The 12172-nt window shown below is 32.2% G+C and carries 10 protein-coding genes and 1 pseudogene; 7 read left to right on the top strand and 4 right to left on the bottom strand.

Translation table 11 applies throughout. The features are described 5' to 3' along the window. Window positions 1-16 precede the first annotated feature (16 nt). From metE to abc-f, 3 genes are all read left to right on the top strand, one after another. Window positions 17-2305 carry a 5-methyltetrahydropteroyltriglutamate--homocysteine S-methyltransferase gene (gene metE, locus COJ46_RS04710; protein ID WP_097978675.1) on the top strand — a complete coding sequence of 763 codons (2289 nt, stop codon included), beginning with the start codon at window positions 17-19 and terminating at the stop codon, window positions 2303-2305. 16 nt (window positions 2306-2321) lie between these two features. Continuing rightward, window positions 2322-2816 (top strand): acyl-CoA thioesterase, encoded by a 495-nt coding sequence (locus tag COJ46_RS04705; RefSeq protein WP_097978676.1) that lies wholly within the window; start codon window positions 2322-2324, stop codon window positions 2814-2816. 419 nt (window positions 2817-3235) lie between these two features. After that, the gene (gene abc-f, locus COJ46_RS04700; RefSeq protein WP_097978677.1) at window positions 3236-5068 is read left to right on the top strand and encodes a ribosomal protection-like ABC-F family protein; all 1833 of its coding nucleotides are present in this window, start codon (window positions 3236-3238) and stop codon (window positions 5066-5068) included. A gap of 113 nt (window positions 5069-5181) precedes the next feature. On the opposite strand, the gene COJ46_RS04695 is transcribed toward abc-f, so the two are convergent. Beyond that, window positions 5182-6000 carry a YitT family protein gene (locus COJ46_RS04695; RefSeq protein ID WP_097978678.1) on the bottom strand — a complete coding sequence of 273 codons (819 nt, stop codon included), beginning with the start codon at window positions 5998-6000 and terminating at the stop codon, window positions 5182-5184. Window positions 6001-6165: 165 nt separating this feature from the next. Here COJ46_RS04695 and exaC point away from each other — a divergent pair, with 165 nt between their 5' ends. Together exaC and COJ46_RS04685 are read left to right on the top strand one after the other, a co-directional pair. Next, window positions 6166-7683: an acetaldehyde dehydrogenase ExaC gene (exaC, locus tag COJ46_RS04690; protein ID WP_097978679.1), complete on the top strand. Its 1518-nt coding sequence runs from the start codon at window positions 6166-6168 to the stop codon at window positions 7681-7683. 148 nt (window positions 7684-7831) lie between these two features. Beyond that, on the top strand, window positions 7832-8104 hold the full coding sequence (locus tag COJ46_RS04685; RefSeq protein ID WP_097978680.1) for a hypothetical protein: 273 nt from the start codon (window positions 7832-7834) through the stop codon (window positions 8102-8104). Window positions 8105-8241: 137 nt separating this feature from the next. Here COJ46_RS04685 and COJ46_RS04680 read toward each other — a convergent pair. Together COJ46_RS04680 and COJ46_RS04675 are read right to left on the bottom strand one after the other, a co-directional pair. Then, window positions 8242-8616, bottom strand: a pseudogene (locus tag COJ46_RS04680) (hotdog family protein). Window positions 8617-8754: 138 nt separating this feature from the next. Then, a complete protein-coding gene (locus COJ46_RS04675) occupies window positions 8755-9081 on the bottom strand; it encodes a YnfA family protein (protein WP_097978681.1) in 327 nt (108 codons plus the stop codon). A gap of 270 nt (window positions 9082-9351) precedes the next feature. On the opposite strand from COJ46_RS04675, the gene COJ46_RS04670 reads away from it, so the two are divergent. Then, window positions 9352-10692: a PQQ-dependent sugar dehydrogenase gene (locus tag COJ46_RS04670; protein ID WP_097978809.1), complete on the top strand. Its 1341-nt coding sequence runs from the start codon at window positions 9352-9354 to the stop codon at window positions 10690-10692. A gap of 225 nt (window positions 10693-10917) precedes the next feature. Here COJ46_RS04670 and COJ46_RS04665 read toward each other — a convergent pair whose 3' ends face one another. Continuing rightward, window positions 10918-11322, bottom strand: coding sequence for a VOC family protein (locus tag COJ46_RS04665; RefSeq protein ID WP_097978682.1), 405 nt, complete (start codon window positions 11320-11322; stop codon window positions 10918-10920). A 269-nt stretch (window positions 11323-11591) separates the two neighbouring features. Here COJ46_RS04665 and COJ46_RS04660 point away from each other — a divergent pair, with 269 nt between their 5' ends. Beyond that, window positions 11592-12044, top strand: a complete 453-nt coding sequence (locus COJ46_RS04660) for an NUDIX hydrolase (RefSeq protein ID WP_097978683.1) — start codon at window positions 11592-11594, stop codon at window positions 12042-12044. The last annotated feature ends 128 nt before the right edge of the window (window positions 12045-12172 follow it).

Genomic DNA, 12172 nt, shown 5'->3' with positions numbered 1-12172 from the left:
AAAGGAGAGGGAAAAAGTGGTACATATAAGTAATCTAGGATATCCGAGAATTGGTGAAAATCGTGAATGGAAAAAAACGTTAGAAAGCTTTTGGCAAAAGAAAATTAATCAAGAAGAATTTGAGAAGGAAATGAAATCACTGAGATTAAGCTTAATAAAGAAACAGCACAGTTTAGGTGTAGAGCTAGTTCCTGTAAATGATTTTACGTTTTATGATCATGTGTTAGATTTTGCTACTATGTTTGGTTGGATTCCTGGTCGATTTGGTGAAATAAATGAAAGACCAAGTCTAGATACGTATTTTGCATTAGCAAGGGGGAGTAAAAACATTGTAGCTTGTGAAATGACGAAATGGTTTAATACAAACTATCACTATATCGTTCCTGAATATCAAAAAGAAAAGCAATCTAAATTGATATTCAATAAGCCATTAGAAGCATACAAAGAGGCTTTAATTGAGCTTGGTATAAAAACGAAACCTGTCATTCTAGGAATCTATTCATTTGTACAGTTAGCAAAAGGTTACCAAAAAGAAGAAAAACGAAACATAATAAATAATCTAGTAAACCTTTATATACAAATGCTTAAAGAGCTAGAAAATGAAGGTGTTGAATGGGTACAAATTGATGAACCATGTTTTGTGTTAGAAGAATCAAGCGAAGATATTCGTTTTATGAAAGAAGTATATGATCAAATCACAAAAGCTGTACCTACTTTATCAATTATGCTTCAAACTTACTTTGAAGCAGTTGAACAATATAAAGAACTAATTTCATTCCCGGTAGCAGGCATTGGTCTTGATTTTGTTCACGGTAAAGAAGGGAATTTACAGTCGATCCTTGAGTACGGATTTCCAAATGACAAGGTACTAGGCATAGGAATACTTAATGGACGTAATATTTGGAGAAATGATTTAAATGATTCCATTGATTTTTTAAATTCTCTTAAAAAAGAAATAAGTCCAAAAGATTGGTGGATTCAACCGTCTTGTAGTTTGCTTCACGTACCAGTTACAAAAGTTGAAGAGAATATGTTAAATGAAACATTGTTCGAGGCATTATCGTTTGCCGATGAAAAATTAGAAGAGTTAGTTATACTAAAAAGTTTATTAATTAACAAAGCGAGCATGTTTGATAATGAAGTTAAATATGCAAGTAATTGTTTAGGAAATTTAAAACAACTTAGCAAAAAAAATCATTCAACTAGTAATGAACTGGAATCCATTAATGAAGAAGATTTTAGAAGACCAGTACCATTCCATTTAAGATATCCATTACAAAATAAAGTAATGAATTTACCGATTTTACCAACGACTACAATTGGAAGTTTCCCTCAAACGAAGGAAATTAAACAAATAAGACAGCAATGGCGCAAAGGAACGATCGATGATTCAGAATATATGAATGAAATTAAATTGAAAATTAAAGAATGGATTGAAATTCAAGAAAATATTGATATGGATGTATTAGTACATGGTGAGTACGAGCGTACGGATATGGTTGAATATTTTGGTGAGAAATTAGAGGGATTTGCATTTACGAAAAAAGCGTGGGTTCAATCTTATGGATCGCGCTGTGTTAAACCGCCAATTATTTTTAGTAAAGTGGAATTTACGAAGGCAATTACTGTAAATGAAACTGAGTATGCACAAAGCTTAACAGCTAAACCAGTCAAAGGGATGTTAACAGGTCCAGTTACAATATTAAATTGGTCGTTTGTTCGTGAGGATCGTACAAGAGATGAAATAGCAAATGAAATTGCACTAGCTTTACGTAAAGAAGTAAAAGCGCTTGAAACGGCTGGCATTTCAATTATTCAAGTTGATGAACCTGCAATTCGAGAAGGTTTACCATTGAAGCAAAAAGATTGGGGTCAATATTTACATTGGGTAACGAGAGCATTTCGTTTAGCTACTTCAAGCGTCCGAAATGAAACACAAATACATACTCATATGTGTTATAGCAATTTTAGCGATATTATGGACACAATTATTGATTTAGATGCAGATGTTATTTCAATTGAACATGCAAGAAGTCATCAAGAGTTTTCTACTTATTTATCTAAGTCCCCTTATCCTTTTGGAATTGGTTTAGGCGTGTATGATATTCATAGTCCGAGGGTACCATCGGTTGAGGAAATGGAAGAAAATATTATTAGTTCTTTAAAAGTGTGTGATGCAAATAGATTTTGGGTTAATCCAGACTGTGGTTTAAAGACGCGCAATGAAACTGAGGTAATAGATGCCTTAACAAATATGGTAAAATCTGCGAAAAAAGTTCGAGAAAAATATTATTCAATTATTTAATGATAGGGTGAAATCGATGAGTGGTAGATATGTAAAAGAATCCAGAGTATTTGATAGTAGTAGAATATTTCCAACTGATTTAAATAACCATGGTACATTATTCGGAGGAAAAATGCTTGCCGCTATGGACTTAATTGCCTCCATTTCAGCTACAAAGCATTCAAGAATGGAATGTGTAACCGCATCGATGGATTCAGTAGAATTTTTATGTCCAGTTCGTGAAAGTGACTGCATTTATTATGAATCGTTCGTGATCTTAACAGGCTCAAGCTCAATGGAAGTATTTGTTCGAGCTACTGCCGAAGACCTACTTTCAGGTGAAAAAAGAGTTGCAGCAACATGTTTTGTAACATTTGTTGCACTAAAAGATGGAAAACCACATAAAGTAGTAGAGGTAATTCCAGAAACTAAGGAAGAAATTAAATTACAGCAATTAGCATTTAAACGTTTAGAAAGTCGCCAATTAAGAAAGAAATTGAGTAAGGAATTGGCATTAATTTGGAAAGAATAAAAAGAAAGCATTGAAATCATACTAAAAGTAAGCTAAGATTAAATTAATATTTTTAAGGAGGCATCAAATTTAGACACTATGTACAATATCCGATAACTTTTTAAGCTAATGAATTTTATAGCAAAAAAGTACTCTGCCTGAAATCAGAGAAATTGGATAACTATGTCTATTTATGAGCCTATACTATTATTAAATTAATCCATTGTCTTAAGCATGGTTTATTTACTAATATATTTCATTTGAAATATATTTTAACGTATATATATTATTATATATACATGGCTTATTAAATCACATCCAATTTACACACAGGCAGATACTGCTTGTGTGTTTTTTATTTTCTCTCTTAAAAAATACTTTCCAAAACAGATTGTATTTTTAAGCAGAATGATCTTTTAAAATCGGATGGAGTGAAGTATATGTTTATTATAAAAGCATCGAATATAGAAATAGAATTAAATGGGAAAACAATTTTTAAAAATGGAAACTTAGACATAAAACAAAGTGAAAGGGTAGCATTAATTGGTGAAAATGGAGTTGGAAAGTCAACCTTTATTAATGCCCTTTTAGGTAATATTCCATTGAAAAAAGGAATTCTGCAAATTCACTATTCAAAAGATGAAATTGGATGGCTTTTAACAGATGAAGAGAATCAGGAAAACCTGTCAGCTAGGGAAGTGATTGAATCATTTGATCAAGAGCGATATTTCATCAAAAAGAATATAGAAAAGTATTTACTTGATTTGTCTAATGAAGAAAATCTTGCTAACTATAACGAGAGTTTAAGTAAATATTTAGAATTAGATGGCTATGATTGGGAAACAAAAGTAGATCAAGTTTTGAAGAAATTTCAATTACCGCAAGAGTTATGGAATATCCCATTCAGTCATTTAAGTGGTGGACAAAAAACAAAAGTTAAATTAGCAAAAGTAATGATGAAGCAACCAAAGTTATTAATTTTAGATGAACCAACAAATCATTTGGACACTGAGTCAATCCAATGGTTAACTGAATGGTTACAAAATTTTAAAGGTAGTGTCCTTTTTATTTCTCATGAACGAAAATTCATTGATGATGTTGCGACTGTTACAGTTGAATTAACTGAAAGTGGTACACTTAAGTATAATGGTGGCTATTCAACATACAAAATACAAAAAGAACATGAGCGAAAAACTCAGCAAGCACAATATGAAAAACAAGAAGCGGAAAAGAAAAAGCTTATTGAAACAATTAATCAATATAAACAATGGTTTACAAGCTCTCATAATGCTGCCAGTGAACGTGATCCTTTTGCTAAGAAACAAGCAGCAAAAAACGCATTAAGATTTAAATCAAAAGAAAAGGATTTAGATCGATTAGAGAAAAGAAAAGTAGAAAAACCAAAGGAAGTTAAAACAATTTCAGCGAGCTTTGAAAATGATTCATTTTCAGCAAAACAAATGATTACATTTGAAAAAGTTAATTTTTCATATGATGAAAAATCATTATTTAACCAAGTAGATTTTATTTTAAATCGAGAAGATCGATTAGCTGTAATCGGAAAAAATGGTTCTGGAAAATCTACATTTTTAAAATTATTAACAGGATTAATGATTCCTAATAATGGTGCTGTAAGACATAATCCCCAATTAAAAATAGGTTATTTTATGCAAGAGCTTGAAGCGTTAAATGAGGATTCAACAATTTTAAATGAAATTTTATCACTTCCAAATATGACTGAAACAGAGGCAAGAACAATTTTAGCATGTTTCCTTTTTAGAAGAGAGGATGTTTACAAGAATATTGCTCAACTAAGTATGGGTGAGAAATGTAGAGTTGCTTTCGTAAAATTATACTTTTCTGATTCTAATTTACTAGTGCTTGATGAGCCAACAAACTATTTAGATATACACACGAGAGAAAGAATTGAGGAAGCATTAGCTGCATACCCTGGAGCAGTAGTTGTAGTGTCACATGATCCATATTTACTAAAAAAGGTCTCAAATCGTGTAATTCATATTGAAAATGGAAATCTTTATGAATTCAAAGGATCTTTTGCAGATTGGAATGGAAGACAGAACATCTCAAACGATCAGCAAGCTTTATTAAATGAACGAATTAAATTACAACTAGAAATAGCTGCAATGAATGCAGAAGAAAAAGATACGGATGAAGAAAAGAAAGCTCAAATTTCAAAAATCGTCAAACTACAAAAGGAACTTGATGGAATAAATGAAAGGTTATTGACAGAGAGAAGGGAGAAAAAAGGGTAAGAGCATAAGAACTTAATTAAAAAAGTGCAGGGAAAATAAAAAACAAATCACTTAAGTTGGATTACTTATCGTGATTTGTTTTTTATCATATATTCCGAGTTTTACTTAACTATTTATCCCGCCTTTAGTACATCATTTACATCATGTATAACGACAAATGCTTTTGGATCAATTGTGTGAATTATTTTTTTTAGTTCAAATAGTTCTTTATTATTAAGAATAATATATAAGGACTCTTTTCTTAGACCAGAGAAATGGCCTTTTGCAGGATAAATCGTTACGCCTCGATTCATTTCATTTGATACGATTTGTGCAATTTCATTTGCTTGATCGGAAATAATCGTAATCGCTTTTTTAGGATTTAATCCTTCCATAATAAAATCCAAAACTTTAATACCGATATAAATAGAAATTACAGTATATAATGTTTTCTCAAAGCCGATTACAAAATAACCACCTAAAACGACAATTAGATCAAATAATAGTAAAGATTTACTAATACTCCACCCAAAGGATTGATGTACCATTTGAGCAAGAACCGTCGAACCACCTGTTGTACCACCAGCACGAAAGACAATTCCTAACCCCAGACCAATTAAAACACCAGCAAAAATAGTACCTAGTAAAGTTTCGCTAGTTGGTACGCCGTAACCGTCCGTAATTCGTAAGAAAAATGAAATCGCTACGATGGAAATAACTGTATAAATTATTAGTTGTTTCTTTAAATATTTATATCCAATTATTAACAAGGAAGCATTTAAAACAAAATATACAACATCAGGTGACCAGTTAAATAGATAATAAGTTATCATCGTAATGCCGGTAAAACCACCCTCAGCTAATTTATTCGGTATTGCAAAGAAATTAACACCGACTGCAAAAATAGCTGATCCAACAAGGAGATATAAAATATCTACGAAGTTTTTACGCACAGTTACCCCTCATTTTCTAACAGATTTTTTTCACTTCTATCATTCTACCTAATAATGAGTTTTGAATCAAAAAATTTCTATTAAACAAATTATCTATTATTAGTCATAGTTAGATACACGCCTACATAGGTTTATAAAGAGACAAGCTATTAAGGGGGAATCATTATGGTTTTTGCTACACCTGGAAAATCTGGTTCATTAATTACGTTTAAAAATCGTTATGACAATTTTATTGGTGGGGAATGGGTAAGACCAGTAAGAGAACAGTATTTTGGAAATGTATCGCCTGTAACTGGACAAGTCTTTTGTGAGGTGGCTAGATCGACTTCAGAAGATATCGAAAAAGCACTTGATGCAGCACATGGTGCAAAAGGTAAATGGGGGAGAATGTCAGTAACTGAGAGGGCAAATATTTTACATAAGATTGCTGATCGCATGGAAGCAAATAAAGAATATCTTGCTGTCGCTGAAACTTGGGAAAATGGTAAACCTGTTCGTGAAACTTTAGCTGCAGATATTCCTTTAGCAATAGACCATTTCCGTTATTTTGCTGGATGTATCAGGTCGCAAGAAGGATCACTCGGTGAACTTGATGGTGATACAGTGGCATATCATTATAAAGAGCCATTAGGGGTTGTCGGTCAGATTATTCCATGGAACTTCCCAATATTAATGGCTGTATGGAAGCTTGCACCAGCCCTTGCTGCAGGGAATTGTGTTGTTCTAAAACCGGCTGAGCAAACGCCAACTTCAGTGTTAGTTTTAATGGAACTAATTCAAGATTTATTGCCACCTGGAGTTGTTAACGTTGTAAACGGATTTGGACTTGAAGCAGGTAAACCATTAGCTTCAAGTGATCGAATTGCAAAAATTGCATTCACTGGTGAAACTTCAACTGGGCGACTAATTATGGAATATGCTTCAAAGAATTTAATTCCTGTTACATTAGAATTAGGTGGTAAATCTCCTAATATATTCTTTGAAGATGTAGTAGACAATGAAGAGTTTTTCGATAAAGCACTTGAAGGCTTTACGATGTTTGCTTTAAATCAGGGCGAAGTATGTACATGTCCTTCAAGAGCGCTTATTCATGAATCAATTTATGAGGAATTTATGGATAAAGCAGTAAAACGTGTTAAAGCGATTAAACAAGGAAATCCATTGGATCCTCAAACAATGATCGGTTCTCAAGCTTCGCACGAGCAATTGAATAAGATTTTATCTTATTTTGAAATTGGAAAGAATGAAGGTGCAGAAGTTTTAGTTGGTGGTAGTCGAAATGTTCTTGATGGAGAATTGAAAGATGGTTTTTATGTAAACCCTACTATTTTTAAAGGGAACAATAAAATGAGAGTATTCCAGGAAGAAATTTTTGGTCCTGTTGTTTCGGTTACTACATTTAAAACAAAAGAAGAGGCATTGGAAATCGCTAATGATACGTTATACGGATTAGGAGCGGGTGTATGGACTCGTGATATGGATACTGCTTATCGATTCGGACGTAATATTGAAGCAGGTCGAGTTTGGGTAAACTGCTATCACGCATATCCTGCACATGCAGCCTTTGGTGGGTATAAAAATTCAGGAGTAGGTCGTGAAACGCATAAAATGATGTTGGACCACTATCAAAATACAAAGAATCTGCTAGTTAGTTATTCACCGAGTAAACTAGGATTCTTTTAAAAATTTTTACACTCCAGTATTCATTTACTGGAGTGTTTTTACTTAATATAGAAACAAGGCATTTAAATAATAATTTTATAAAATCCAGACATAAAAACTAGTAGCTATTTATATGTTAAATAAAAAGTATAATTTGGAGGGACTAAATATGTTAAATCTAGCAATCTATGTATTTATCATTATAGTACTGTATAGTTTCATTCAATTATATTTAAACCGAAAGTGGAAATTAATCTATACTACGTATGGATATCAAAACTATTTTATGATTATTGGTAAATTGAAGAAGAATGGGATTGAGTATAAGACGAAATTACCGATGAATTTTAATGGTAGGAGATTTAATGAGAATACTCAATATGATATATATGTAAAAAAAGATTTAGAACATTTGGCATTACAGTCTTTATATCAAAATTAATACGGGCTCAACTGTAGGATGTTTGCGTTTTAGAGACGTTGGCTGAAATTTGGTCTAAGTCTTACAGCTTCTCCAATTCGAGCCGGGCATCCTTCATTTAGTTGCTAGAAAAGAAGAATGCTAGTTACTTTCCTTGATTATAATATTACCCCTGAAATGCTCCCGCTTAATACTTGTTTTTTATTCTGATTAGTACATAAGAAGGATGACATGATCGATATTCTATTCTCTTTTTTTTCAAATGTCTCGATTGTAACTTCACAGGTTGTTGTATTCCTGAGTAAACTGGTCTTAAAAATTCAAAATTTACCGTACGTGCTAGAACGTTATGATCTCCACCTATTTTTGTTGGTAAAGTTGCAGTCAACAAACCTTGAATAACTAGTCTTCCTTGTTCATCAGGCGTAATATGGTGTGCGCTGCGCATCACTAGAAACCTTCGTAAACAATTCAACGTCTTCTACTGTAAAAGTTCGTTCAAATGTAATAATATCGCCCACTTGTAATGACAATTTTTTTCACTCCTTATTAATAAAAATTTTAATTCTCTTAATTAAATAGTTCAATTTCTTCTTGTTCTATCCTTCAAAATTGCAAATAAAAAATCGACTAATAGTCGATTTGCTGTTTGATATCATTATACAAGGGTATTAATTACGAGGTGCCCATAAAATGACAGACACACCGATTAAACAGATTGCTGCACCGATCCAATCGTATAAATCAGGTGATTTTTTATCAACTCCCCACCCCCATAAGATTGAGAGAACGATAAATACGCCTCCATAGGCAGCATAAACTCTACCAAAGGAAGGGAAAATTTGGAACGTTGCAATGACACCATAAACTGCCAAAATAATCCCTCCGATTAATCCTAAATAAGCAGATTGACCTTCTCTTAGCCATAACCATATAAGGTATCCTCCGCCAATTTCAGCTAAACCGGCTAATAAAAAAATAAATATTGCAGTTATCAATGTTACTTCTTCCTTTCTATTATAAGAAAAATTGATGAAAACATATGTACAGATATATGCCCCTTATTTTAACAATAAAGACTAAAAGAAACTATCATTGTATTTGAATCATTAAATGTTTTTCATCGTTCTATTAGAAATGAATTTCGGTACTAATAGAACTATTCCCATCATAATTTTATAGAGGAAAATAATTTGAAGGAGGTGTATTGTTAGTTGTTAAAAGTTAATTTACGGCCCGTTGTTAGTAAGATTAATTTACCAACCGTTATGAAAACAGCTATTTTACCAGGTGATTCAGTTGAAAGATTATTTATTGCAACACAGGTAGGAGAGATTTTTTACATAGGAAATGGAGAAATCAGGACTTTTTTAGATATTCGCCCTCGAGTATTAAAATTAGGTGAGTCTGGAGGCTATGATGAACGTGGCTTGCTTGGGTTAGCATTTCATCCTAATTTTTATCATAACGGGTTGTTTTATCTTCATTATTCAGTAGCTGGTTCTCAGGGGCCAAGTGCTCTTTCTGACCCGTTTAAACCGAATCCATGTGATCCCAAAACATTAAATTTGAAATGGTTAAATAGGGAAACTCAATATAACCATATTGATACAGTTGAAGAATGGGTTCTACAATCAAATGGTCAGCCTCAAAAACGACGGGCTTTATTGAATATCAGAAGGCCGTTCTTGAATCATAATGGATTTAACACCTTAAATTTTTCACCCGAAACAAGTAAACTTGTTTTAACAACAGGAGATGGTGGCTCAGGCTATGATCCGTTTAACTTAAGCCAAGATAATTTGGAAATTGCGGGTAAAATAATTGAAATTGATGTAGATAGAAACATAAATGGCAATAATCCACCTATTGCCACTCGTTTTAATGAACTTCCAACAAGTATTCAAGAAACTCTCACGGTAATAGCTAAAGGAGTTCGTAATATATCAGGTATTTCATATCAAAGATATTATAATCAGTATATTAAATATGTTGGAAATGTCGGTCAGGATTTGGTCGAGTCGCTTTTTTCATTTGTTCATTATAAACCAATACCAGTCTCTCAGTTAGTCCAAATGAATTCTGAATTTGAGATGGAAGGATTTATAAACTTCGGCTGGAGAGGTTGGGAAGGTGCTTTTCCTACTTCGACAATAAAAGGATGCACTGAAAATCCAGATGTGGATGAAAAAACAATAGTTTATTACGATCAATCAGTAACACTTTCAGCGAGCCGTCTTCCACCTTTAACTAGCTATTTTCATAAAGATCCAAGACCAGATAAATTTGAAGGAACTGCACTTACTGGAGTCAAGCCATATATGGGAAATGAAATACCTAGTTTAACTGGTAGCGTTGTGTTTACTGATTTGGTACAAAAAGGGTCCCAAGCACAGGTTAAAGGAGTTTTAGCTTATACAAAATTAAGACCAGATGGAAAACAAAGTGATTTCAGTGTGATACAAACAGATTATGACTTTGAATCTCAACCGGCTTATTATGTAGGTTTGGGAACGAATTTAAATCAAACAAAAATCTATTTAGCGGTTTATGGTTCTATGAAAGTGACTGACTTAAACATGGGTACGATTTATGAAATTGTACCGTGAACTTTTAGTCAATTTTGTTTTATGAGTTTAACAACCACTGAGGTAATAATACACTCCAGTGGTTGTTTTATTAAGCGGATAATTGATGTTTTTCATATGAATAGGGCCATGCTTAAACATAAAAGCTAGTTTGTCATTGCAAAGAGTGTTATTTATCGGAATAAAAATGTATAAATACAAGATCACAATCAGACCTTGGGAAGGAGAATGTATCTAGGTTGATCATTACTTAGCCTTCGTAAATTTTTTACCATTTCGATCGTCAAGGCAAGAAACTTCAATCAATAAATCATTAAATGTTGTGAAATAAAAGCCATAACTATTACCTCTCATTGTATAAGGTTCCTTATCTATTTGGATGCCCCCAGCTATTAAACGGTCATACTGTTGATCGACTTCACTTGCCGTTTCCACTAAAAAACCTACATGAAAAGCTTCAGGGTATTTAATTTCCACTTGCTTCTTAAATGCCTTTGGATCACTTAACACGAGAATAAATCCATTCTCATCACTTAAGACTACAAGAGCTTTTCCTTTTTGTTCTAGGAATTTAAAATCAAAAAATGTTTCAAAGAATTGTCTAGCTTCTGATAAATCATCAACACATAAATTTAAATGATTCAACTTCATTCACTTTACTCCTTTTAACAAAGATAGTTTGATCTATATATACTCTAGTTGTTTAAAGTTAAAACAACTAGAGTATATATATGTCATTAAATTGGTAAAATATTCCTTTTATGAATTCTACTTTTATAGTTATAGGTTATAAAGAAAATAAGTATATTTTAAGAATTACAGCTAGTTTTTTTGAAGTAAATGTCAGATAAGTGGAATAAAATGGAATCTTTTGATAAAGTTGAATTAAACATAATCATCGTATATTGGGGAGAAAATCAATGGGATATATTATGGATTTAAGAAAAGTTGTAGGTAGCAGACCAATCTTAATGGCAGGTGCAAATGTTATTCTACTATTTTCACAAAAGAGAGTATTATTACAATTAAGAAAAGATAATAAGACTTGGGGATTACCTGGTGGATCATTAGAGTTGGGAGAAAATTTAGAAGAAGTGGCTAAAAGAGAATTGAAGGAAGAAACTGGTTTAACAGCATTAAATCTTGAGTTTTTTAACATTTTTTCTGGAAAAGAATTTTATTATAAATATCCTCATGGAGATGAGGTATATAATGTCATTGCGACTTATATATGTACTGAATATACTGGTAAATTAGAGAAAGAGGAAAGTGAAGTGCTCGAGTTAGGCTTTTTTAGTTTTTATGACCTTCCATCAGAAATTAATCCATCTGAACTTCCTATTTTAAATTCGTTTAAGGATTCTAACGATTGAACTTAGAATGTGGAAGTTAGACCATATAAAGATAAAAAAAGGATCTTTTTGTAAGATCCTTTTTTTCATTTACAATAATATATTAATTGATATTTTGTTAAACCTTTAAAAATTAAGTATTTTTTTAT

Origin of the sequence: Bacillus sp. AFS077874, assembly GCF_002566505.1 — a bacterium.
In the GTDB taxonomy this organism is placed as follows: Bacteria; Bacillota; Bacilli; order Bacillales; family Bacillaceae_G; genus Gottfriedia.
The sequence above is the reverse complement of the archived record's forward strand: the minus strand, read 5'-3'. Positions and strand labels throughout refer to the sequence as shown.